Origin of the sequence: Xylophilus ampelinus, from assembly GCF_003217575.1 — a bacterium.
GTDB lineage: Bacteria > Pseudomonadota > Gammaproteobacteria > Burkholderiales > Burkholderiaceae_C > Xylophilus > Xylophilus ampelinus.
Window position 1 is genome coordinate 1 of sequence record NZ_QJTC01000015.1, and the last position, 21,923, is coordinate 21,923.

At 69.8% G+C, this 21,923-nt stretch carries 20 protein-coding genes and 2 pseudogenes; 9 read left to right on the forward strand and 13 right to left on the reverse strand.

Features of this window, described 5'->3' with window-relative positions; all coding sequences use genetic code 11:
- Positions 1-383 (reverse strand): IS3 family transposase (locus DFQ15_RS10700; protein ID WP_146228720.1); only part of this gene is annotated, 383 nt, incomplete at its 3' end.
- A gap of 233 nt (positions 384-616) precedes the next feature.
- On the opposite strand from DFQ15_RS10700, the pseudogene DFQ15_RS10710 reads away from it, so the two are divergent.
- The 6 genes and pseudogenes from DFQ15_RS10710 (at position 617) to DFQ15_RS10735 (ending at position 6,268) form a co-directional block, all read left to right on the forward strand.
- Positions 617-1,595 (forward strand): annotated as a pseudogene (locus DFQ15_RS10710) (AraC family transcriptional regulator).
- A 135-nt stretch (positions 1,596-1,730) separates the two neighbouring features.
- Positions 1,731-2,327, forward strand: coding sequence for a carboxymuconolactone decarboxylase family protein (locus tag DFQ15_RS10715; protein WP_110465975.1), 597 nt, complete (start codon positions 1,731-1,733; stop codon positions 2,325-2,327).
- Positions 2,317-3,378, forward strand: a pseudogene (locus tag DFQ15_RS10720) (acyl-CoA dehydrogenase family protein); the annotation flags it as partial. The gene DFQ15_RS10715 and the pseudogene DFQ15_RS10720, both read left to right, overlap by 11 nt.
- A 57-nt stretch (positions 3,379-3,435) precedes the next feature.
- Positions 3,436-4,221 carry an ABC transporter ATP-binding protein gene (locus DFQ15_RS10725; protein ID WP_110466037.1) on the forward strand — a complete coding sequence of 262 codons (786 nt, stop codon included), beginning with the start codon at positions 3,436-3,438 and terminating at the stop codon, positions 4,219-4,221.
- A gap of 50 nt (positions 4,222-4,271) precedes the next feature.
- Positions 4,272-5,525 (forward strand): ABC transporter substrate-binding protein, encoded by a 1,254-nt coding sequence (locus DFQ15_RS10730; RefSeq protein ID WP_110465976.1) that lies wholly within the window; start codon positions 4,272-4,274, stop codon positions 5,523-5,525.
- A complete protein-coding gene (locus DFQ15_RS10735) occupies positions 5,522-6,268 on the forward strand; it encodes an ABC transporter permease (protein ID WP_199399855.1) in 747 nt (248 codons plus the stop codon). Before DFQ15_RS10730 ends, DFQ15_RS10735 begins: the two co-directional genes overlap by 4 nt.
- A gap of 15 nt (positions 6,269-6,283) precedes the next feature.
- On the opposite strand, the gene DFQ15_RS10740 is transcribed toward DFQ15_RS10735, so the two are convergent.
- The 6 genes from DFQ15_RS10740 to DFQ15_RS10765 form a co-directional block, all read right to left on the reverse strand.
- Positions 6,284-6,811 (reverse strand): hypothetical protein, encoded by a 528-nt coding sequence (locus tag DFQ15_RS10740; RefSeq protein ID WP_233504416.1) that lies wholly within the window; start codon positions 6,809-6,811, stop codon positions 6,284-6,286.
- Positions 6,808-8,307, reverse strand: a complete 1,500-nt coding sequence (locus DFQ15_RS10745; protein WP_110465977.1) for a TRAP transporter large permease — start codon at positions 8,305-8,307, stop codon at positions 6,808-6,810. Before DFQ15_RS10745 ends, DFQ15_RS10740 begins: the two co-directional genes overlap by 4 nt.
- 166 nt (positions 8,308-8,473) lie before the next feature.
- Positions 8,474-9,013 carry a TRAP transporter small permease subunit gene (locus DFQ15_RS10750; RefSeq protein ID WP_110465978.1) on the reverse strand — a complete coding sequence of 180 codons (540 nt, stop codon included), beginning with the start codon at positions 9,011-9,013 and terminating at the stop codon, positions 8,474-8,476.
- 214 nt (positions 9,014-9,227) lie between these two features.
- Positions 9,228-9,545: a non-heme iron oxygenase ferredoxin subunit gene (locus DFQ15_RS10755; RefSeq protein WP_110465979.1), complete on the reverse strand. Its 318-nt coding sequence runs from the start codon at positions 9,543-9,545 to the stop codon at positions 9,228-9,230.
- A gap of 94 nt (positions 9,546-9,639) precedes the next feature.
- Complete coding sequence (locus DFQ15_RS10760; RefSeq protein ID WP_199399856.1) at positions 9,640-10,185, reverse strand: aromatic-ring-hydroxylating dioxygenase subunit beta; 546 nt, start codon at positions 10,183-10,185, stop codon at positions 9,640-9,642.
- Between the two features lie 5 nt (positions 10,186-10,190).
- Positions 10,191-11,447, reverse strand: coding sequence for an aromatic ring-hydroxylating dioxygenase subunit alpha (locus tag DFQ15_RS10765; protein WP_110465980.1), 1,257 nt, complete (start codon positions 11,445-11,447; stop codon positions 10,191-10,193).
- Positions 11,448-11,907: 460 nt separating this feature from the next.
- Between DFQ15_RS10765 and DFQ15_RS10770 the strand changes: the two genes are divergently transcribed.
- Positions 11,908-12,732 (forward strand): undecaprenyl-diphosphate phosphatase, encoded by an 825-nt coding sequence (locus DFQ15_RS10770; protein ID WP_110465981.1) that lies wholly within the window; start codon positions 11,908-11,910, stop codon positions 12,730-12,732.
- A gap of 21 nt (positions 12,733-12,753) precedes the next feature.
- On the opposite strand, the gene arfB is transcribed toward DFQ15_RS10770, so the two are convergent.
- Positions 12,754-13,167, reverse strand: a complete 414-nt coding sequence (gene arfB, locus DFQ15_RS10775; RefSeq protein ID WP_110465982.1) for an alternative ribosome rescue aminoacyl-tRNA hydrolase ArfB — start codon at positions 13,165-13,167, stop codon at positions 12,754-12,756.
- A gap of 32 nt (positions 13,168-13,199) precedes the next feature.
- The gene (locus DFQ15_RS10780) at positions 13,200-13,727 is read right to left on the reverse strand and encodes a hypothetical protein (protein WP_199399857.1); all 528 of its coding nucleotides are present in this window, start codon (positions 13,725-13,727) and stop codon (positions 13,200-13,202) included.
- A 122-nt stretch (positions 13,728-13,849) separates the two neighbouring features.
- Between DFQ15_RS10780 and DFQ15_RS10785 the strand changes: the two genes are divergently transcribed.
- On the forward strand, positions 13,850-15,547 hold the full coding sequence (locus tag DFQ15_RS10785; protein ID WP_110465983.1) for a sensor domain-containing diguanylate cyclase: 1,698 nt from the start codon (positions 13,850-13,852) through the stop codon (positions 15,545-15,547).
- 174 nt (positions 15,548-15,721) lie between these two features.
- Here DFQ15_RS10785 and DFQ15_RS10790 read toward each other — a convergent pair whose 3' ends face one another.
- Together DFQ15_RS10790 and mutS are read right to left on the reverse strand one after the other, a co-directional pair.
- The gene (locus tag DFQ15_RS10790) at positions 15,722-16,549 is read right to left on the reverse strand and encodes a proteasome-type protease (RefSeq protein ID WP_110465984.1); all 828 of its coding nucleotides are present in this window, start codon (positions 16,547-16,549) and stop codon (positions 15,722-15,724) included.
- A 155-nt stretch (positions 16,550-16,704) separates the two neighbouring features.
- A complete protein-coding gene (mutS, locus tag DFQ15_RS10795; protein ID WP_110465985.1) occupies positions 16,705-19,401 on the reverse strand; it encodes a DNA mismatch repair protein MutS in 2,697 nt (898 codons plus the stop codon).
- 279 nt (positions 19,402-19,680) lie between these two features.
- Between mutS and DFQ15_RS10800 the strand changes: the two genes are divergently transcribed.
- Positions 19,681-20,034, forward strand: a complete 354-nt coding sequence (locus DFQ15_RS10800) for a FlxA-like family protein (RefSeq protein WP_110465986.1) — start codon at positions 19,681-19,683, stop codon at positions 20,032-20,034.
- 175 nt (positions 20,035-20,209) lie between these two features.
- Here DFQ15_RS10800 and DFQ15_RS10805 read toward each other — a convergent pair whose 3' ends face one another.
- Together DFQ15_RS10805 and DFQ15_RS10810 are read right to left on the reverse strand one after the other, a co-directional pair.
- Positions 20,210-20,671, reverse strand: coding sequence for a helix-turn-helix domain-containing protein (locus DFQ15_RS10805; protein WP_110465987.1), 462 nt, complete (start codon positions 20,669-20,671; stop codon positions 20,210-20,212).
- A 95-nt stretch (positions 20,672-20,766) separates the two neighbouring features.
- Positions 20,767-21,915 carry a mechanosensitive ion channel family protein gene (locus tag DFQ15_RS10810; RefSeq protein WP_110466042.1) on the reverse strand — a complete coding sequence of 383 codons (1,149 nt, stop codon included), beginning with the start codon at positions 21,913-21,915 and terminating at the stop codon, positions 20,767-20,769.
- Between the last annotated feature and the right edge of the window lie 8 nt (positions 21,916-21,923).

A 21,923-nucleotide genomic window follows, 5' to 3' on the forward strand; every position in this document is an offset into this window, starting at 1 on the left:
TACGTGAAGTCCGAGACCCACAGTTGGTTCGGCCGCTCCGCCCGGAACTGCCGGTTGACCCGGTCCAGCGGACACGGCGCCTTGGCGTCCCCAACGGTGGTGCGCACCACCTTGCCTCGCATGACACCGCGAAGCCCCATCCGGCGCATCGAGCGCTCGACTGTGCAACGGGCCACTGTCACGCCTTCGCGAGCCAATTCGCGCACCCCCGTATCAACTTCCACCCGTTTGACCCACGCGTGCAGCGTCTGCGGCACACAACCAATCTTGGGCGCGATGGACTCGATTGCCGCCCACAACGACGGGTACTCCCCACGGTGCTCCTGCACCATCCTCACCGCACGCTCACGGACCTCGGGCGAGAACTTGTTCGACTTGTTCATGGCTTCATCTTCTCAAGAGTTGAAGCCTCCTCAAAACCCGGGGCGATTCAGGGAGTGGCAGCATACGGACATCCGCGCCGGCGTGCGGCGCGGGCCCCGGGCGGTGCAGGCCCGGCGCGCCGGTCGCGGGGCTTCGTCCGCACGCTAGCGCCCGCTGTATGCCGAGATGTGCATAAGCATGGGAGCAAAATTTCGTTGGCGCGGCAGGCCTGCTGCGGCAGACTCGCGCGACCATGACTGCGACGCCCGCCCTCTCGCCCCGCGCACCGGCCGCCCGGCCCGACCCCGAACTCGACCGGGTGGTCGACTGGCTGCTCGACGGCCTGGCCTGGAAGGCGAGCGTGTTCCATGTGGGCCAGTACTGCGGTCGCTGGCGCGCCTCCACCGCCGGCCGGGCCCGCGCCAGCTTCCACCTTGTTCTGGCCGGTCGCTGCTGGCTGCACCTGCCCGGCTGCCCCCCCGGTGGCGCTGGGCCCGCGCGACGGGGTGTTCCTGATGCGCGACGTGCCGCACTTCCTCTCGCCCTACGAAGACGCCGCGATCGCCTGCGGCCCGCTGCCGATGCAGCCTCTGGGCGCATCGCTCGACGTCGGTGCGACCGGGCTCGCCTGCGGCTTCTTCGCGTTCGACGGGCCGATGTGCGAGCTGGTGGCCGACGCGTTCCCCGCGGCGCTGGTGCTGCGCGCCGACGAGGCGCCGATGGCCTCGGCCGGCGCGCTGTTCGACCTGATGCGCGACGAGGCGCTGCGCGCGGGCAGCGTGCCCTCGTCGGTGATGGATCGTCTCACCGGCCTGCTGTTCTTCTACGGTCTGCGCGAAGTGGCGCGTGGCGATGCGCAGGTATGCGGCCTCTGGTCGCTGCTGCGGCGGCCGGGTTTCGCGCCGCTGGTGGCCGACCTGCTGCAGTCGCCGGGCAGGCCCTGGTCGGTGGACGACATGGCGCAGCGGGTGCATCTGTCGCGGGCCGCGTTCTTCCGGCAGTTCGCCTCCGCCTGCGGCCAGCCGCCGCTGCAGTTCTTGCTGCTGCTGCGCATGCAGATCGCGGCCCGACGGCTGGCGCAGGGCGAGCCGATCGCGCGGGCGGCCGAGGCCGTGGGCTACGCGTCCTATGCCGCGTTCTCCCGGGCCTTCAAGCGGATGATGGGCGCCCAGCCTGGGGCCTGGCAACGGCGCCACGCGCGCGCCGCCGTGCCGGCCGCTGCCGCCATCTGAACGTCGGGCCCGGCGGCGACGGCCGCGCCGCGCTCGATACGAACGGCCATAAATGCAAGACGCTCGGACATTGCCCCGTCGTCGCCGCGGCGCGACCATGAAGCCATCCCCCTCCGGCGCACGCCATCCCCGACCATGACCCGCCTCGCACTCCACACCGCCGCCACCGCGCCCGACGCCAGCCGCCCCGCCGTCGAGCGGGCCGCCACCGCCAACGGTTTCCTGCCCAACCTGGTCGGCATCCTGGCGAATGCGCCGGTGGCGCTGGAGGCCTACCAGACGGTGTCGCAGATCAACGGCCGCGCCGCGCTCTCGCTGGCCGAGCGCGAGGTGGTGCAAATCACCGCCGCCCGGGTGCACGGCTGCGATTTCTGCGTGGCGGGGCACAGCAAGATCGCACGGCGGCAGGCGGGCCTCGACGCCGCCACGGTCCGTGCGTTGCAGGTCGGCGGCGACACCGGGCAGGCGCGGCTCGACGCGTTGCGCGTCTTCGCCGAAGCGGTGATCGCCACCCGTGGCCAGGTGCCCGACGCGGCGCTGCAGGCCTTCCGCGCGGCCGGCCTGGGCGACCAGGAGGCGCTGGAGGTGGTGCTCGGCATCAGCCTGGCCACGCTCTGCAACTTCGCCAACAGCCTGGCGCAGAGCCCGGTCAACCCCGAGCTGCAGCCCTGGCTGCCCGGTGGCGCGGCCCTGGCCGACGGTACGAACGCCGGAGCGGCCCGTGCGGCCTGACGATCTGCGCACCTGGCTGGCCGGCCACGCCGAATCGCTCGATGCCGAAGCCACCCATGCGCCCGAGGTGGTGCCCCGCCTGGCGCGGACCGGCCTGTTCGGCCTGGGCGTGCCGCAGGCGCTGGGCGGACAAGGCGGCAGCACCGCGGATGCGGTGGAGGCGATCGCCGCGGTGGCCGGGCAGTCGCTGGCGGCCGCCTTCGTCTTCTGGGGGCAGCGCTCTTTCATCGAATACCTGCTGCAGTCGCCCAACGCGGCGCTGCGCGAGCGCGCGTTGCCGGCTTTGCTGCGCGGCGATATAGCGGGCGCGTCGGGCCTGTCCAACGCGATGAAGTACCTGGGCGGCATCGCCGAGCTGCAGGTGAATGCGACCGATGCGGTCGGCGGCCAGGGCTGGCTGCTGAAGGGCCGGGTGCCGTGGTGCACCAACCTGCGCGGCGGCGCGGCGGGCGACTTCCTGGCGGCGGTCGCGGTCCAGCGTCCGGGCGGTGGCCCGCCTTTTGTCGCGGCGCTGCCGGCGGGCCGGGCCGGCCTGCTGCGCAGTCCCGATCTCGACCTGATCGCGCTGCGGGGCAGCAACACCGCGGCGCTCGACATCGACATCCTGCCGCTCGACGCGTCCGATCTGCTGCATCCCGACGCGAACACCTGGCTGCCGCAGGTGCGGCCTGCCTTCCTGGCGCTGCAGTGCGGCCTGTCGATCGGGCTGGCGCGCGCTGCGCTCGCCACGGCCGCAGCGGCGGCCGGTTCCGCACGCTGCGTACTGGCCGCGCAGGTCGAGCACCACAGCCAAACGCTCTGCAAGACGGTGGATGCATTGAAAGCAGGACTGCAGGACGGCAGCTTCGTCACCCGGCCGGCGGCCCTGTTCCGGCTGCGGCTCGCACTGTCCGATCTGACGCAGCAGGCGGTGCAGCTCGAACTGCTGGCCGGTGGCGGCAAGGCCTATCACCGCGACCAGCCGTTGAGTTTCGCGCGCCGCTGGCGCGAGGCAGCCTTCATCCCGATCGTCACGCCCAGCGTCACTCAGCTGCAGGGCGCGCTGCAGGCGCACGACGCCGCCCGCGCCACGGCGACTTCGCTGATGGTGTCGCCGAGCATTCTGCAGATGCCGCAGACCGCACCGACGCCGCTGCTGCAGGCCGAGGGGCTATCCTTCGGCTACGGCGGCGCACCGCCGCTCTTCGACGACGTGTCGCTGTCGGTCGCACCCTGCGAAACCGTGTGCCTGCTGGGCAGCAGCGGCTGCGGCAAATCGACGCTGCTGCGGGTGCTGGCACGGCTGGCGGCGCCGCGGGCCGGCACCGTACGCTTCGAGGGGCAGCTGCTGCAGGCGCCGCATCCGCGTGCGGCGCTGGTGTTCCAGCAGCCGGGCCTGTTGCCGTGGCTGAACGTGGCGCGCAATGTCGCATTCGGGCTCGCGTTCAAGCGCCGGCCCCGGCTCGGTACCGACGCGCTGCGCGTCAGGGTCGACGATGCGCTGGCCGCCGTCGGCCTGGCCGGCCATGGCGCGCTGTACCCGGCGCAGCTCTCGGGTGGCATGGCCCAGCGCGTGGCGCTGGCGCGCGCGCTGGCGCGGGAGCCCGCGCTGCTGCTGGCCGACGAGCCGTTCTCGGCGCTCGACGCGATCACCCGCGCCGACATGCAGCGCCTGCTGGTGGAGGTGGCGCACCGCCGCCGTGCCGCCACGCTGCTGGTCACCCACGATGTCGACGAGGCGCTGCTGGTGGCCGACCGCATCCTGCTGATGGGCGGCCGGCCCGGCGGCGTGCTGCGCGAATGGACCGTCGCCGCGCCGCGGCCGCGCGAGCGGCACATGCCCGACCTGGCCGCGCTGCGCTTCGATATCCTCCATGCGCTGCAGGCCTCGCACGCCCCTGCCGCGCCGGCCTGACGCCGGCACGCCGATCCTTCGTTCGTTTCCGCCCGCCCGAAAGCACCGACATGACCGAACCGACGCCCATCCTCGACCGCCGCCCCGCGCCCCATGTCTGCGCCTCGTCCGATTGCGGCTGCGGCCTGACGCGGCGAGACATGCTGCGCCTCTCGGCGCTGGCCGGCGCCGGGGTGGCCGCGCCCCTGCTGTCGGCCGGCGATGCCCGTGCCCAGGCGTTCAAGGGCGACGACCAGCCGGTGAAGATCGGCTACCTGCCGATCGCCGACGCCACGCCGCTGCTGGTGGCCCACGGCCGCGGGCTGTTCGAGAAGGAGGGGCTCAGGACCGAGTCGCCGCGCCTCTTCCGCAGCTGGGCGCAAGTGGTCGAGGCCTTCGTCGCCGGGCAGGTCAACGTGATCCACATGCTGACGCCCGCCACGCTGTGGGTGCGCTACGGTTCCGGGTTCCCGGCCAGGATGGTCGCCTGGAACCACGTCAACGGATCGGCGCTCACGGTGCTACCCGAGATCGGCGGCCTGGCCGACCTGGGCGGCCGCACGGTGGCGGTGCCGTTCTGGTACTCGGTCCAGAACATCCTGCTGCAGCGCCTCCTGCGCGACGCGGGGCTGTCTGCCGTCACCCGTGCACGCGGCGCATCGGTGGGGCCGAAGGAGGTCAACCTGGTGGTGCTGGCGCCGGCCGAGATGGTGTCGGCGCTCGCGGCCAGGAGCATCGCCGGCTTCGTCGTCGCCGAGCCCTTCAACGCGGCGGCCGAGATCGCGGGTGTGGGCAAGGTGCTGCGCTTCTCGGGCGACGTCTGGCGCGACCACGCCTGCTGCGTCACCTTCCTGGCCGAGCGCGACCTGGCCGAGAAGCCCGAATGGGCGCAGCGCGTGACCACCGCCCTGGTGCGCGCCCAGCTCTGGACCCGCGACAACCGGCTGCAGACCGCGCGGCTGCTCTCGAACGCCGGCGAACGCCGCTACACGCCGCATCCGCCGCAGACGCTCGCCGAGGTGCTGGCCACGACCGACTATGCCGACTACGAGGCGCGCGGCATCGTGCGGCACAAGGGCTGGCAGCAGCGGCGGATCGACTTCCAGCCTTATCCGTACGCCTCGTATACCCAGGAACTGGTCCGGGCGATCCAGCAGACCAAGGTCGAGGGCAACACCGACTTTCTGAAGAAGCTCCATCCGGCCTTCGTCGCGCGCGACCTGGTCGACGAGCGCTTCGTGCGCAAGGCGATCGAGGCGGTGGGCGGCCCGCAGGTCTTCGGCGTGTCGGCCGACTATGCGCGGCGCGAGACACTGGCCGGATGATGCGGCGGGCTCTTCTGCCGATCGCCGGGCTGCTGGTCGCGGTGGCGCTCTGGTCGGCCGGTATCGCACTGCTGGCCCGGCGCATGCCGATCGCCGCGGCCTTCGCGCCCGGGGTGTCGGCGGCGGCATTGCTGCAACTGCTTGCGGGCAGCGACATCTGGCTGCACATCGGCCTGAGCCTTCAGCGCGTGGCCGCGGGCCTGGGCATCGCTGTCGCGGTGGGCGTGCCGGTGGGCATCGCGGTGGGCGTGTCGCGCAGCGTGGCGCAGGCCACGGGGCCGCTGTTCCAGTTCCTGCGCATGGTGTCGCCGCTGTCGTGGATGCCGGTGGCGGTGATGGTGCTGGGCGTGGGCGATGCGCCGGTGGTGTTCCTGCTGGCCTTCGCCGCGGTGTGGCCGATCGTGCTCAGCACCGCCGCCGGCGTGGCCCAGCTGGATCCACAGTGGCTGGCGCTGTCGCGCAGCCTGTCTGCCACGCCGTGGGAGACAGTCCGGCAGGTGGTGCTGCCGGGCATCGCCGCGCACATCCTGACCGGCGTGCGGCTGGCGATCGGCATCGTCTGGATCGTGCTGGTGCCGGCCGAGATGCTGGGGGTGCAGGCCGGGCTGGGCTACTTCGTGCTCGACCCCCGGGATCGGCTGGCCTATTCGGAGCTGATGGCCGCCATCGTGCTGATCGGTGCGCTGGGCTTTTTGCTCGACCAGGCGGCCCGCGGCGCGCACCGGTGGTGGACGCACCGCTGATCGAGTACCGCGGCGCTAGACTTTCGTGCCGCCACCACCGCGGCGGAACGTCTGCAGCTCGTCTCGCAGCCGCGCGAACTCGGCCAGCATCGCGGGCGAGGCCGCGTAGAAAACGGTGAACCTGCCGGTGAGCGTGCGGGCGTAGAGCCGCGGCGCGATCAGCCAGTCGAGGCCCGGCACCCGGATCAGCTTGCAAAGGGCCAGCTCGCGCAGCGGCATCGCCTTGTCCCAGACCCAACGCTGGTACAGCCCCTCTGCGCTCAGCCGCGTGCGGCTGGTCAGCAGGTGCCAGAGCGTCCACAGCATCATCGCGAGGCCCGCGCCGACCCACACCAGGCCGCTGCCCGGCTGCAGCGCGCCGACGAGCCAGAGCCGCGCCACCCACACGCAGCAGCCGCCGACGATCGTGCCCGCCAGCAACCGGAAGGCGGGCGAGAACGCGGGCGATTCCAGCGTGCCGCCCGCGGGCGCGAAGCCGAACGGCGGCGGCCCGAAGTGCTCGCCCAGCGGCGCCAGCGTATCGGTCGCGTGCGCCGCCGTCACTTGTTGCCCTGCTTGAACATCTCCTCGACGCGCTTCTGCTCGTCGTCGGCCGACTCGGCCGCGGCGGGCGGCTGCACGTCTTCGGCCGGCATCTCGATCTTGACCTTGTCGAGGTCGATCACCTCGTCCTTGTCGAGGAACATCGTCACCGTCTGCGGCACGAAGATCACGATCGTCACCAGCAACAGCTGCATCACCACCCAGGGGATCGAGCCCAGGTAGATGTCGCTCGACTTGATCGGCTCGGCGATGCGCTTTTCCTTGAACAGCGTGTCGGCGATGCCGCGCAGGTAGAACAGCGCGAAGCCGAAGGGCGGGTGCATGAAGCTGGTCTGCATGTTCACGCACAGCAGCACGCCGAACCACACCAGGTCGATGCCCAGCTTGTTGGCCACCGGCCCGAGCATCGGCAGGATGATGAAGGCGATCTCGAAGAAGTCGAGGAAGAACGCCAGGAAGAAGATGAAGATGTTGACGACGATCAAGAAGCCGGTCTGGCCGCCCGGCAGGCCGCTCAGCAGGTGCTCGACCCACAGCGCGCCGTCGACGCCCTGGAACACCATCGAGAACACCCGCGCGCCGATCAGGATGAAGACCACCATCGCGGTGAGCCGCATCGTGCCGACCATCGCCTCCCAGATCAGCGGCCGGGTCAGGCGCTTGTGCATCGCGGCCAGGATCAGCGCGCCCACGACGCCCATCGCGCCGGCCTCGGTCGGCGTGGCGATGGCCACATCGATGCCCGGCAGGCCGCCCATCGAGCCCAGGACCGCGAAGATCAGCGCCGCGGCCGGCAGGATGCCGCGCAGGCACTTGCGCCACAGCGCCCAGCCGTGCAGCGTGCGCGCCGTTTTCGGCACGCCCGGCACGTGGTGCGGCTTGAACACGCCCAGCATGAAGGTGTAGCCCGCGAAGATCAGCACCTGCAGGATCGACGGGCCCCAGGCGCCCTTGTACATGTCGCCCACCGAGCGGCCGAGCTGGTCGGCCATCACGATCAGCACCAGCGACGGCGGCACCAGCTGGGTGATGGTGCCCGAGGCCGCCAGCACGCCGTTCGCGTAGCGCATGTTGTAGCCGTAGCGGATCATCACCGGCAGGCTGATCAGCGCCATCGCGATCACCTGGCCCGCCACCGTGCCGGTGATAGCGCCGAGGATGAAGCCCACGATGATCACCGAGTAGCCGAGCCCGCCGCGCACCGGACCGAAGAGCTGGCCCATCGAATCGAGCATGTCCTCGGCCAGGCCGCACTTCTCGAGGATCGCGCCCATGAAGGTGAAGAACGGGATCGCCAGCAGCAGCTCGTTGCTCAGGATGCCGAACATGTTGAGCGGCAGGTTGGCCATGAAGCTGGCCGGGAACCACCCCATCTCGATCGCGAAGAAGCCCGAGGCCAGGCCCAGCGCCGCCAGCGAGAACGCCACCGGAAAGCCGATCAGCATGATCAGCACCAGCCCCCCGAACATCATCGGGGCGAAATTTTCCATTTGCATGTTCAGTTCCCCCCCCAGGCTGCACGCTGCGCGTTTGCGCCGACCCCCTGCAGGGGGCGACGCTGGCCGACCGGCGGAGCCGGATCGGCGGCGTCCCTGGAAAGAGACGGTTGCGCCTGTCGAGGGCGTTGGGTGGATGTTCATGGCGTGGGCTTCGTGCGCGCGGTCACTGGACGGGTTTTTCGTAATGCGTGTCCATCTGGTGCACGCCCATCAGGTAGGCCACGCGCTTGATGATCTCGGACAGGCCCTGCAGCACCATCAGCCCGAAGCCCAGCGGCAGCAGCAGCATCGCGGGCCAGCGGATCAGGCCGCCGGCGTTGCCCGACATCTCGTGCGTCTCGTACATCCGGACGAAGAGCGGCCAGCTGAACCAGGCGAGCATGGCCATCACCGGGATCAGGAAGAGGGCCAGGCCGAGGATGTCGACGTACACCTTGCCGTGGCCCTTGAGCTTGCCGTAGAGGATGTCGACCCGCACATGCTCGTTGAGCTGCAGCACCATCGGCGCGCCCAGCATCACCACCGCGGCGAACAGGTACCACTGGATTTCCAGCCAACCGTTGGAGCTGACGTCGAAGCCGTAGCGGACGAAGGCGTTGCCCGCCGAGATCAGCGCCGCGGCCAGCACCGCCCAAGCGGCCAGCTTGCCGAGTCGGGTGCTGATCCGGTCGACCAGGAAAGCGAATGTGAGGAGGACGGACACGTCGATGCCTTTCTTCGGGAAAGCCGCGAAACCGGTGCAGGCCCGCGCGCCGCGGGGCGTCCCTGCGACAGGGCTGGCGGATCGTACTGCCGGGCGCGTGCACCGCGCTGACATCAAGCTGACGCGGATCGGCGGGGTTTTCCCTAGGCGCCCGGCGCGCAGAACGAGGACAGCGGCCTGGGCCGGACGGGTACTTCACAGTGCATGACACGCGCTAGGCCAGCTGAACGAAGACCCGTCCGCCTTCGATCCGCACCGGGTAGCTGCGCACCGCGGCGGTGACCGGCGCGCAGGTGGGGCTGCCGTCGCGCACGTCGAAGCGGCCCTGGTGCAGCGGGCACTCGATCTCGAAGCCTTCCAGGAAGCCGTCGCAGAGGCGCGCCTGGCCGTGGGTGCAGAGGTTGTCGGTCGCGAAGACGCCGCCCGCGGTGCGGTAGAAGGCGATGTCGCGCCCGTCCACCACCAGGCCGACCACGTCGTCCTCGGGGATGTCGTCTGCGGCGGCTGCGTCGGTCCAGGTCGTGGTGCTCATCGTGTGGATCTCAGGGGTTGTCGGTTGTCGTCGGAAGGGATGCCGACCCGCTCGGTCACCGGCTTGCGCCGGCGAGGCGGCAGGGCCGCGCTCCTCAGATGGGATAGATGATCGAGTTCGGGACCATTTCGCTGTCGTACACGCAGAGCCGCGACGCGAACTTCAGGCCCTGGGGCGTGCGCTCGATCACGTCTATGTAGCGGCCCACGTTGAAAACGGTGCTTTCTTGCGAGAGCTTGGTGCGGAACACCGCGTAGTTCGCCTCGGTCTCGAAGCGGCCGCCGTCGGCGCGGTGGATCACCGGCGCGCCGACCACGTGTCGCTGGTAATACGGGTCGTGGAACAGGGTCTCGCGGATGCCGTAGACGCGGTCCTTCAGCATGCCCTTGCTCTCGAAGAGCAGCGTGGCCAGCGGAAATCCGCGGGCGTGGTTCTCGCGCGGGATCAGCTTGTAGAGGCAGTCGTCGGTGAAGAACTCGGGCCATAGCTCCCAGTCGCCGGAATCCACCGCGTGTGCGTAGTCGGCGTAGAGCCGGACGATGGCGCAGTGGTCGTCGAAGCCGATCTGCGGCGGCGCGGCCACCGGTGCGGGAACGGTCGCGGGTTCGGTGCCCGTGGCGGGCGGGGAAACGTGTGCCATGTCGTTCATGCCTCCATCACCTCGCGCCAGTAGCGGTACATGCCGCGGATCAGGGTCTCGGTGACCATGTGGTCGGTGTTCTCGACCTCGCGTCCGCCCAGCTCGGCGAGCGTGCGGTGGCCGGGCTTCTGCTCGAAGCCCCGCTGCGAAAGTTCGATCACCTCGCCGTCGTCGGCCGATACGAAGCCGGCCGGGCCGAAGAGGTTGGCCTGGCGCAGCCGGCGCTGCCGCATCTCGGCCGTGTCGTCCTCGAATCCGAAGTGCGTCCAGACGAAATCGAACGCGCCGTGGCCGTCGGGCTGGATGTGGCGGGTCGAGACGCTGTTGACCTGCTGCTGCAGGACCACGCTGGGAAACACGGTCGTCATCACCGCGGTGGGGCCGCCCCACCAGGGCTCGGGCACGATGTCGAGGAAGCGCGGATCGTGCAGCGCCATGCTCTCCTTGAAGCTCGACACCTGCGTGACCTGGTCGGCCTTGCCCGACGGGCCGCGGGTCGAGACCATCGCGGCGTGCCGGTGGCGCGCGTCCATCGTGAGCTGGCTCTTGTTGTCGGCGCGCCAGAGGCCGAAAGTGACGAACCAGGTGTGCAGCAGACCCGGGTGGTACGGATCCTTGATGTTTTCCTGCATCAGCTTCCAGTTGCCGGGAATGCGCTGCCGGTTGTAGCCCAGGATCGACAGCGCGCGGCCGTCGAACAGCCGGTCGAAGTAGCGCAGGATCTCGGGCCCCATGAAATCCTCGAGCGATTCGACCCCGTGGTCGAAGCTCGCGAAGACCACGCCGCCCCGGGTCGCGACCTTGAGCTTGGTCAGCCCGTGGTCGGCGGTCCTGAAGTCGGCCGGCATGCCGCCGTTGACCTTGCCGTCCTGCCTGACCCCGCGGCGGAACGGCACGCCCTGCAGGTCGCCCCGCAGCGTGTAGCTCCACTGGTGGTAAGGGCAGACGAACTCCTTGCGGTTGCCGTGGCGCTCGCGGCAGAACTGCATGCCGCGGTGCGCGCAGACGTTCTCCACCACGCTGATTGCGCCTTCGGCGTCGCGCACCATCACCACCGACCGCTCGCCGACCACCGTGCGCTTGAAGTCGCCCGGCGCGGGCACCTCGGCCACCAGGCCCACGTAGTTCCAGTGCCCGGTGTAGAAAAAGCGCTCCAGCTCTTTTTTGTGCTGGTCGGCGTCGGTGTAGGCCATGAAGGGAATACGGCTGGTGCCGTCGGACTCCCAATGGATCTTCCCGGGGAAGGTGCGGGTGCTGGTCATGGCGGGTTTCCTGGTCGTGTCGTGTCCTGTCGGCTTCGGGCCGGGCCGGCGGGCATGCGGCGGAGACCGCTTCCGCCCGCAAGGTGGCCGTTCGCGACCTGTGCGCAATCGGCCGCAGCCTACATCGCTTTGAACCGTCCCGCTACAACGCGTCGATCGCCGCCGGCCACACCCGCACCGCGCGGTGAATCTGCCGGAAGGCCTCGTGGCCCGGCGCGGGACATCCTGCAGGTGCCGCAGGGAATTCAGTAAGAAAAGTGCCTGCCGCCAGCGCTATTCAACGACCTATAGCTATTATTTTTATAGCATAACCCCTGCGACTCCGGTTGGCATGCGGCGGGCCTCCCGCTGCCGTGACCGGCAGCCACGCCGGGCGACGGGGCACGCCGGCGATAATCGTGGGCTGTCTATGACGTGCTCCCGACGTCGAAGTACATCACACGCTCCAGGAGCCACCCGTTTGGATACCGTTCTACTGGCCAAGGCCGCCGCCATGGGGGTCGTCGAAGGCCTCACCGAATTCCTGCCGATCTCCTCGACCGGCCACCTGATCCTGGCGGGCGCGCTGCTCGGCTTCGACGACGAGAAGGCCAAGGTGTTCGACATCGCGATCCAGACCGGCGCCATCTTCGCGGTGATCCTCGTCTACTGGCAGAAGCTGCGCGAGACGCTGGTCGCGCTGCCGCACCAGCGCCGGGCGCAGCGCTTCGCGCTCAACGTGCTGATCGGTTTCCTGCCGGCGGTGGTGCTGGGCCTGCTGTTCGGCAAGGCGATCAAGGAGCACCTGTTCACCCCGGTGGTGGTGGCCACCACCTTCATCCTGGGCGGCTTCGTGATCCTGTGGGCCGAGCGCCGGCCGCCCAGCGCCACCCGCATCGCCTCGGTCGACGAGATGACGCCGCTCGACGCGCTGAAGGTCGGCCTGGTGCAGTGCCTGGCGATGGTGCCCGGCACCAGCCGCAGCGGCGCGACGATCATCGGCGGCATGCTGCTGGGCCTCTCGCGCAAGGCGGCGACCGATTTCTCGTTCTTCCTGGCGATCCCGACCCTGATCGGCGCCGGCGCCTACAGCCTCTACAAGGAGCGCGCGCTGCTGACGGTGGCCGACCTGCCGATGTTCGCGGTGGGCCTGGTCTTCTCCTTCGTCAGCGCCTGGGTCTGCGTGCGCTGGCTGTTGCGTTACATCGCCAGCCACAGCTTCGTGCCCTTCGCCTGGTACCGGATCGCCTTCGGCATCGTGGTGCTGGCGACCGCCTGGAGTGGCCTGGTGGTCTGGGCGGACTGAGCCGCCGCGGCGCGCAGGCGCCTAGTCGCCGCCCGACACCCGCCCGCGCAGCTGCTTGACCTTGCCGCGGGTGGATTTGCCGTCCAGCCGGCGCAATTGCGATCCGTAGCTGGGCTTGGTGGCCTTGCGGCGCTTCTGCAGCACCGCCACGCTGTCGACCAGGGCCTGCAGCCGGGCGATGGCGTCGGCGCGGTTCTGCTCCTGGCTGCGGGTGGTCCGGGCCTTGATGACGACCACGCCCTCGGCGGTGATCCGCTGGTCGGACAGGGCCAGCAGCCGCGCCTTGATCTCGTCGGGCAGGGACGAGGCGGGGATGGAGAAGCGCAGGTGGATCGCGCTCGAGACCTTGTTGACGTTCTGCCCGCCCGCGCCCTGGGCCCGGATCGCGCTGAACTCGATCTCGTCTTCCCGCACCGGCACCCGCGGGTCAGCCACGGCCGGCCTCGTCGCCGGCAGGGGCGACGGCGTCAGCGCGGCCGGGCATAGCCGCTGTCGATCCAGGCGATCGCGCTGGCGCGGGTCAGGCGGAAGCCGGGCGAGACGCGGGCCCGGCCCTGTTCGTCGCCGGCCTCGTCGCAGGCGCGCAATTCGGCGCTGGGGTTGTCCTCGTCGGGGGTGATGTCGAGCGTGACGCGTATCCGCTGGCCGGCCGGGCCGGCCTCGACCTCGATCTCGCGGTGCAGCTGCGCCTGCAGCTGCTGCTCGTGGCGGCGCAGCACCTCGGAGGCGGTCTTGACCAGGGTCGAGAAGGCGGAGGTGTCGAGCGGCTTCGGGTTCTTCTTGTCGCGGCCCATCGTCCACGGGCCGACCAGGGCCGGCTCCGACTGGCCGTGTTGGGTCATCGACACGGCCCAGCCGTCGTCGTCCTCGTTCTTGATGACCTGGGCCGTCCAGCCGTTGGCGCGCCAGCGGCGGGCCTCCTGCACCGGCGCGTCGCCGTCGTCCTCGCCGGGGGTGGAGGAGGAATCGTGGTCGGCGGCGGAGAGAGAGGTCATGGAGGCGGGAAAGAGGGTACGGGCGGCGGGGCGGGCCGCGCGGCGGGCGCCGCGGCCGGGCCTGCGATTCTCGCCGACTTCACCCCCTGGGCAGTGCCGCGGGCTGCTCATAGAATGCCGCCATGGTCGATCGCCACCCCGCACCGCATCCGCCCAGCCTGAAGATCCAGCTCACGCTGGTGTTCGGCACGCTGGTGGTACTTGCATCTTTAGTGCTGACCTACGGCCTGGGCGAAATGCTCCGCGGCCGGGTACGCGCCGACGCCGGGCGCTCGCTGGTGCTCGTGGCGTCCAACGCGTCGCAGGTGCTGGCCGCAGGCCTGCAGGCCAACGCGGACATCGTGTCCAGCCTGGTCCGCCGACCGGAACTGTGGCAGGGGGGGCTGGCGTCGCCCCAGGTCCGGCAGGCGGTCGACCTGATCCACGCAGCCCAGCCCGCGACCATGTGGGTGGGCGTCGCCGACGAGCACGGCACGGTGCAGTCGGCGCTGGGCGGCCTGCTGGAAGGCCAGAGCGTGCGCGAGCGGCCGTGGTTCCAGCAGGGCCGCGCGCAGCTTTTCGTGGGCGATCTGCACCCTGCCAAGCTGCTCGCGTCGCTGCTGCCGCCGCAGGCCAGCGGCGAGCCGCTGCGCTTCCTCGACTATTCCGGGCCGGTGGTGGTCGACGGCCGGCACATCGGCGTGCTGGGCGTCCACGCCAGCTGGTCCTGGGCGGCGGACATCATCGGCACGGTGCTGCCGGCCGAGGCGCGCGACCTGGGCATCGAGATCTTCATCTTCAACGAGGCCGGCAACCTGATCTACGCACCGGCTGGCCAGAGCCAGAAGCTGGCCGATGCCGGCGTGCGCCTGCCGTCGATTCCGCCCGGCACCGTGGGCGCGGTGGTGGTACCGTGGTACGACGGCGCCGCCTACCTCACCGCCGGGATGAAGCTGGCGGCCCGGGCGCCGGTGAGCGACCTGGGCTGGACCATCGTCGCCCGCGAGCCGGCCGACCGCGCCTTTCTGGAGGTCAAGGAAGCCACCCGGCAGGCGCTGGCCATCGGTCTGTTGACCGCCTTGATCGGCTCGCTGCTGGCCGGCCTGGCCGCCCATCGGCTCAGCACCGACGTGAACCGCATGGCGCGCGCGGCCCGCGACCTGGAGGCCGACGTGCCCAACGCACGGATCCCGCGCACCGCCGGCAGCGCCGAATTGCAGACCCTGGCCGATGCGCTGGGGAGCATGACGCAGCGGCTGGTCGGCGCCCGCAACGCGCTGGAACACCAGGTGCGCGAACGCACCCTGGCCCTGGAGGCCGCCAATGCCGAGCTGGGCCGCCAGGCGCAGACCGACGCGCTCACCGGCCTGCTCAACCGGCGCGCCTTCGATCCGCTGCTGGAGCGCACGCTGGCCGACGCCCGCCGCAACCAGCGGCCGCTCAGCATCCTGATGATCGACGCCGACCATTTCAAGCGGGTCAACGACGCCTTCGGCCACGGCGTGGGCGACGAGGTGCTGCGAATGCTGGCCGGCGTGCTGCGCCTGCGGCTGCGGGCGACCGACGTGGTGGCCCGCTTCGGCGGCGAGGAGTTCGTGGTGCTGCTGCCCGAGACCGGCATGGAAGACGGGCTGCGCACCGCCCGCGAACTGATCGAGACGATCGCCGGGCAGCACCACCCGGTCTACGGCACCATCACGGTCAGCATCGGCGTATCGACCTGCAGCGACGGCACGACCCGGGCGGCGGACCTGCTGCGCCGTGCCGACGAGGCGCTCTACCGCGCCAAGGACCAGGGCCGCAACCGGGCCTGCGGCTACGAGCCGGTGGCACCGGCCTAGAGCGCCGCCGGCCGGTGCCGGATCGAAGGTCGGGCCGCTGCCGCCGTGCGAACGGCACGCCGCAGATGCCCGCAGGGTAACGGTTGGCATGCGAGAAGACGATCTGCCGCAGGGCAGCGGCATGCGAAACGAGCAGGGGGCTGGAGCGTGTCAGGCGCTTTGACGTAGCCCGCTCTAGATCAGCTTCTCGTTCGGGTTGGTCAGCTTCTTGAGCGGCTTGGTGCGGCCGTTGGGTTGCTTCAGCGGAACGTCGGTGCTGCTGTCGTCCCACACCGGCTGCTCCAGGCTGTCGAACACTTCGCGCAGCTTCTGGCCCCAGCGGTCATGCAGCATTCGGAAGTACGGGTTGTCCTGGTCGATCGCCACGATCTTGTCGGTACGCAGGGCGTTGGCCTCGTACACCACCAGATCCAGCGGCAGGCCGACCGAAAGGTTCGACTTGAGGGTCGAATCCATCGAGACCAGCGCGCACTTGGCGGCCTCGTCGAGCGGCGTCTCGGGGGTGATGACCCGGTCGAGCACCGGCTTGCCGTACTTGGATTCGCCGATCTGGAAATACTGGGTCTCGGGCGTGGCTTCGATGAAGTTGCCGGCCGAGTAGACCTGGAACAGCCGCATACCTTCGCCGCGGATCTGGCCGCCGAGGATCAGCGAGACGTTGAAGTCGACGCCCGCGTGCTGCAGCGCCTCGGCATCCCGCGCGTACACATGGCGCACCGCCTGGCCCAGGACGCGGGCCGCATCGAACATGCTGGTGGCGTTCCAGATGGTGATCGGCTCGCTGTCTTCGTTTTCCTTCAGTTGCTCGATCTGCAGGATCTCGCGGACCGACTGCGAAATACTGAGGTTGCCGGCCGAGAGCAGCATCATGCAGCGGTCGCCGGGTTTCTCGTAGACGATCATTTTCCGGAAGGTGCTGATCTGGTCCAGGCCGGCATTGGTGCGGGAATCGGTCAGGAAGACGAGACCGGCGTTGAGCTTGATGGCGACGCAATAGGTCATGGGGAGTCTGGTCGGGTCAAAGGGGAGGAGTTTAGTGCGCGTTATGCACTTTGACGTACCCGCGAAAGTCGAAGAGAGGCCCGGTCGCCGCGTTGCAGTCCGCTTGCGGTATCCATGCCGCGGCGCGTCCTGCGCCGTGCCCGGGCTCGAGAGACTCAGCGACGCTCCCGCACCGCGATCTTCTTCAACCGGTACAGCGCCTCCAAGGCCTCCCGCGGGCTCAGCGCATCCGGATCGATCCCGTGCAGCGCGGTTTCCAAAGCATCCATCGCCACGCTCTCCGGCAGATCGCGCGGCGCCGCGAACAGATCGACCTGCGCCTGCCCGGCGGTGGCCTTCTCTTCCAGCGCCGCCAGGGCCTGCCGCGCATGCTGCAGCACGATCGACGGCATGCCCGCCAGTCGGGCCACCTGGATGCCGTAGCTGCGGCTGGCCGGTCCCGGCTGTATTTCGTGCAGGAACACGATGTCGCCGCCGCCCTTGGGGCTGCCCGGCGTCTCGGCCGCACTCACGTGCACGTTGATCGCCCCGTGGTGCTGCGCCGGGAATTCGGTCAGCTCGAAATAATGGGTCGCGAACAGGGCGAAGCACTGCGCCTTGTCGTGCAGGTGGGCGGCGATGCCGGCCGCCAGCGCCAGGCCGTCGAAGGTGCTGGTGCCCCGGCCGATCTCGTCCATCAGCACCAGGCTGTGCCGGGTGGCGGTGTGCAGGATCTGCGCCGCCTCGGTCATCTCCAGCATGAAGGTCGACTGTGCGTTGGCCAGGTCGTCGGCCGCGCCGATGCGGGTGTGGATCGCGTCGATCGGCCCCAGGCGGCAGTGGGTGGCCGGCACGTAGCTGCCCACCGAGGCCAGCAGCACGATCAGCGCCACCTGGCGCATGTAGGTCGATTTGCCGCCCATGTTGGGGCCGGTGATCACCTGCATCCGCTGCCGGGCGCCCAGGCGCGTGTCGTTGGCGATGAAGTTCACAGCCCCGCCCGGCGCGCCGTAGCCCTCGGCCAGCCGCGCTTCGACCACCGGGTGGCGGCCGGCCTCGATCTCGATACACGGCTCCTTGGCGAAGGTGGGCGGGCACCAGCCCAGCGTGAGGGAGCGCTCGGCCAGCGCGCAGAGCGCATCGATCGTCGCCAGCGCCTTGGCCGCCCGGCCCAGCGCCGGCACGTGGGGCTGCAGCGCGTCGAGCACCTGCTCGTACAAAAATTTCTCGCGCGACAGGGCGCGGTCTTGCGCGGAGAGCGCCTTGTCCTCGAAGGCCTTCAGCTCGGGCGTTATGAAGCGCTCGGCGTTCTTCAGCGTCTGGCGGCGGCGGTAGTCGTCGGGCACTTTGTCGAGCTGGCCGGTGGTCACCTCGATGTAGAAGCCGTGCACCCGGTTGAACTGCACCCGCAGGTTGGCGATACCGGTGCGGGCTTTCTCGCGGGTTTCCAGTTCCAGCAAAAAGCCGTCGCAGTTCTCCTGGATGGCACGCAGCTCGTCCAGCTCGGCGTCGAAGCCGGTGGCGATCACGCCGCCGTCGCGGACCAGGGCGGCGGGCTCGGGCAGCAGGGCGCGGTGCAGCAGGTCGATCGCCTCGGCCGGCGGGTGCAGATCCTCGGAAATTTGATCGAAAAGGGCCGCCAGCCCTTGCAACGCTTCGACCAGACGCTCTGATTTTTGTAGCGAATGGCCGAGCGCGACCAGTTCGCGGGGCCGCGCTTGGCGCAGGGCCGTGCGGGCGGTGATCCGCTCCACGTCGCTGATGCCCTTCAGCTGCTCGCGCAGCCGGCCGAAGGGGCCGTTGCCGTGCGGGCCGCGCAGGGCGCCGATGGCGTCGAGCCGCCGCTGCGCCTGCCGGCGCTCGCGCTGCGGCTCCAGCAGCCAGCTGCGCAGGGCCCGGCTGCCCATCGCGGTCATGCAGATGTCGAGCAGCGAGAACAGCGTGGGCGCGTCTTCGCCGCGCAGCGTCTTCACCAGCTCCAGGTTGCGGCGGGTGAGGGTGGGCAGCTCGATTAGCTCGTCGTCGCGCTGCACCCGCAGCGTCTTGACATGCGACAGCGCCCGGCCCTGGGTGTGCTCGGCGAACGCCAGCAGCGCGGCGGCCGCGGCGTGCGCATGGGTCAGGGTGTCGGCGCTCCAGGCCGAGAGGCTGCTCGCGCCCAGCTGCTCCAGCAGCCGGTTCTGGCCCAGGGTGGCGTCGAACTGCCACTCCGGCCGGGCCGTCAGCGCGTAGGGCGTGTTGCGCTTCAGGGCCTGCAGCCGCTGCGCGATGGCGCTGGCCGCATCGGCGCTGTAGAGCAGCTCGCTGGGCACGATGCGCGCCAGCCAGCCCTCCAGCGCATCGGGCGTGCATTCGGCCAATTGCATCTCGCCCTGGGTGACCGAGAGCCACGCCAGCCCGATGGTGTTGCGCAGCCCGTGGTGCACCGCCAGCAGCATCGATTCGGACTTGTCGCCCAGCAGCTCGGCATCGGTCAGGGTGCCGGGCGTCACCACCCGCACCACCTTGCGCTCGACCGGCCCCTTCGATGCGCCCACCTCGCCTACCTGCTCGCAGATCGCCACCGATTCGCCCAGCCGGATCAGCTTGCCCAGGTAGCCCTCCATCGCATGGAAGGGCACGCCGCACATCGCCACCGGATGCCCCGCCGACTGGCCGCGTCGGGTGAGGGTGATGTCGAGCAGCCGCGCGGCCTTCTCGGCGTCTTCCCAGAACAGTTCGTAGAAATCTCCCATGCGGTAGAAGAGCAGGGTGGTGGGAAAGTCCTTTTTGAGGCCGAGGTACTGGGCCATCATCGGGGTGTGCTGCGAAAAATCCCCGCTGGCAAGTGCTCGATCTAGAACCGACGGTGCTGCTAACTCACTGTTGTGCATTGGAAATCCGGCAAATCTGCGATGTGTGACTGGCGTAGGTAAGCACCACCGCTGCAACGCGCCCCATTTCACGACGGGGCGCAGCGTGCGACGCCTGATTGTGCATGGCCGTGCCCTGGCCGGCCGCGGTGGGGAAGCCCGACAGCGACGTGCTTCGAGACGCCGCCGCCCGTCCGACCGCCTGCCGGCAAAACGCCGAGTCGTACGGCGGTACGAGGCGCACGATGTGCCGGTTGCGCGCCGAGCTCAAGTTCCGCCGCGGGCGGCCGAAATAACTGCATGAACGTCACATCCGCCAGCGCCGCCCCGGTCGTTTCCGCCTCTTCCGGCTCGGGGGGCGGCGATATCGCCCGGCTGCAGAAACGTGTGCAGGAACTGACCAACGAACTCAGGAGCGTCGCGACGAGCGACATGGAAGCCAAGGCGAAGATCACCAAGACCAAGCTGCTGCAGGCGATGATCCAGATGCTGCAGCAGCAGATCGCGGCTGTTCAGCAGCAGGGCCAGCAGGCTCAGGCGCTGCAACAGCAGAAGGCGGCCGAGGCGGCGCAGAAGGCCGCACCGACAGCCTCGACAGCCTCGGCGCGCAAGCCGGCGGGCGCGCTCGGCGCGACGCTCGATACCTACGCCTGATCTGCGCGGCCTCCGCCGGTCGCGGCGCCGGACGGTGCCACGGCAGGCACGCCAACGCAGCCCGGAAGTTGTCCACCGATCGGGGACTGCTCCGGGGATAAGCCCCGAAGCAAAAATAACACAAAGTGTTTAAATTTAAACACTCTGGGTGTTAAGCGGTGCTTTCGGATGGCGCTCACGAGGCGCGCGGCGTGCACCCCGGTTTGACGCCCGGCGTGGCACGCCCGGCCGGCTCGGGAGGACGACGGTGCTTGTAGGTCAGGAATTCCAGGTGGCTGATCGCCTCCTTGACACCTTCGCGCGGCAGGCCCCTGAGCAACTCGGTCGCATGCTCCAGATCGGGCAGCAGGCCCAGCGGCCGGGGCGACTCGGCCTGGACACGGACGTGGTCTCCGGCCGGGGCTGCATCGCCGTCGACGAACGGCACCGGGCCGTCCGGCCCGTTCAGCAGCCACTCGACAGAAACCGACAGCTCGCGCGCAATCTCCGACAGCCGAAAACCGCCGCGGCCGGTAGCGCGTGATTCCAGATTACCGATGGCCGACTGGTGGGCGAAGCCGACGCGCAGCGCCAGGTCCCCCTGGCTCAGGCCACGGGCTTCCCTGGCCTGCCGAATCCGTTCACCCACTGTTTTCATGTGGGGGGATTCAATACCGTTAGCGTTAACACGTGGTGTTGACAATCAACATACAAGGTGTTGCAAAAATGCCTCTCGGCGGAGGAGCCGTGCGCTCATGCCTGCGGCACGCTGGCGGTCGCGGCCAGGCCGGCTTGCGCGGCGCTGCCGGCCATCTGGCCGGACAGCCCGGCGGGCGTTTCCCGCGACATCGGCGGGGCCTCGTGCTCGCGGTGCTGGACGCGCAGCGTGGGCAGGAACTGCGGGTACTCGCGCTGCATGAAGTCGATCATCGCCTCGCGCACTCTGCAGCGCAGATCGAAGGCTTTGTCCGACGACTGCGCGGTGACCAGCACCCGCAGCTGCATCGTGTGCTCGGTGGTGTCGGTGACCTGCAGGTTGAAGAAGCGGCCGTCGAACTCGGGCAGGGTGGGCACCAGCCGCTCCAGCTCGGCGCGCAGCGGCGCTATCGGCATGCCGAAATCGACACTGAAGAAGACCGCGCCGAGCAGCTCCGAGCCGGTGCGCGTCCAGTTCTGGAACGGGTTCTCGATGAACCACTGCAGCGGGATGATCAGCCTTCGGTCGTCCCAGATCTTCAGCACGACGTAGGTGCCGGTGATCTCCTCGACCCGGCCCCATTCGCCCTGCACGATCAGCACGTCGTCGATCCGGATCGGCTGCGCCAGCGCGATCTGCAGGCCGGCGATCAGGTTGCTGAAGACCGGCTTGGCGGCGAGACCGGCCACGATGCCGATCACGCCGGCCGAGGCGAGCAGGCTGGCCCCGACCTGCCGCGCGCCGGGGAAGGTCATCAGCATCATCGCCAGGCCCGCCACCAGCGCCACCAGCGTGGCGGTGCGGGCCAGCACCCGGGCCTGCGTCATGATGCGCCGGGCCTGCAGGTTGTCGTCGACGTCGTAGGGGTGCTGGGCCACGACGCCGTCGGCCAGGCCGTTGATCGCGTCGATCGCCAGCCAGGTGAAGGCGCCGATCAGCAGCAGGCCGTTGAGGTGCCGCATCGTATCGATCATCGTCATCCCGTTGGCGGCGGCCTGCCAGACCAGCTGCAGCGCCGCCAGCACCACGACCAGCCGCGCCGAGCGGCGGCAGGTACGGATGGTGGTGTGGACCACCGGCATGAACTGGGTGGCGCGCAGCAGCACCAGGCCGCCGACACGGTATACCGCCAGCGCGCCCAGCGCCGCGAGCAGCGCGGCGGCGGCGGTGGCGACCCAGGGCGAGAACTGCGACAAATGCGCCATGTCGAACA

Excerpts from the sequence above, each read along its gene's own strand:
- DFQ15_RS10745 (WP_110465977.1), bottom strand. The coding sequence starts at position 8,307 with ATGCAAATGGAAAATTTCGCCCCGATGATGTTCGGGGGGCTGGTGCTG.
- DFQ15_RS10805 (WP_110465987.1), bottom strand. The coding sequence starts at position 20,671 with ATGAAAACAGTGGGTGAACGGATTCGGCAGGCCAGGGAAGCCCGTGGC.
- DFQ15_RS10765 (WP_110465980.1), bottom strand. The coding sequence starts at position 11,447 with ATGACCAGCACCCGCACCTTCCCCGGGAAGATCCATTGGGAGTCCGAC.
- DFQ15_RS10790 (WP_110465984.1), bottom strand. The coding sequence starts at position 16,549 with ATGACCTATTGCGTCGCCATCAAGCTCAACGCCGGTCTCGTCTTCCTG.
- DFQ15_RS10780 (WP_199399857.1), bottom strand. The coding sequence starts at position 13,727 with ATGACCTCTCTCTCCGCCGCCGACCACGATTCCTCCTCCACCCCCGGC.
- DFQ15_RS10800 (WP_110465986.1), top strand. The coding sequence starts at position 19,681 with ATGAACGTCACATCCGCCAGCGCCGCCCCGGTCGTTTCCGCCTCTTCC.
- DFQ15_RS10725 (WP_110466037.1), top strand. The coding sequence starts at position 3,436 with ATGCCGCAGACCGCACCGACGCCGCTGCTGCAGGCCGAGGGGCTATCC.
- DFQ15_RS10760 (WP_199399856.1), bottom strand. The coding sequence starts at position 10,185 with ATGGCACACGTTTCCCCGCCCGCCACGGGCACCGAACCCGCGACCGTT.
- mutS (WP_110465985.1), bottom strand. The coding sequence starts at position 19,401 with ATGCACAACAGTGAGTTAGCAGCACCGTCGGTTCTAGATCGAGCACTT.
- DFQ15_RS10785 (WP_110465983.1), top strand. The coding sequence starts at position 13,850 with ATGGTCGATCGCCACCCCGCACCGCATCCGCCCAGCCTGAAGATCCAG.
- DFQ15_RS10730 (WP_110465976.1), top strand. The coding sequence starts at position 4,272 with ATGACCGAACCGACGCCCATCCTCGACCGCCGCCCCGCGCCCCATGTC.
- DFQ15_RS10715 (WP_110465975.1), top strand. The coding sequence starts at position 1,731 with ATGACCCGCCTCGCACTCCACACCGCCGCCACCGCGCCCGACGCCAGC.
- DFQ15_RS10755 (WP_110465979.1), bottom strand. The coding sequence starts at position 9,545 with ATGAGCACCACGACCTGGACCGACGCAGCCGCCGCAGACGACATCCCC.
- DFQ15_RS10735 (WP_199399855.1), top strand. The coding sequence starts at position 5,522 with ATGATGCGGCGGGCTCTTCTGCCGATCGCCGGGCTGCTGGTCGCGGTG.
- DFQ15_RS10810 (WP_110466042.1), bottom strand. The coding sequence starts at position 21,915 with ATGGCGCATTTGTCGCAGTTCTCGCCCTGGGTCGCCACCGCCGCCGCC.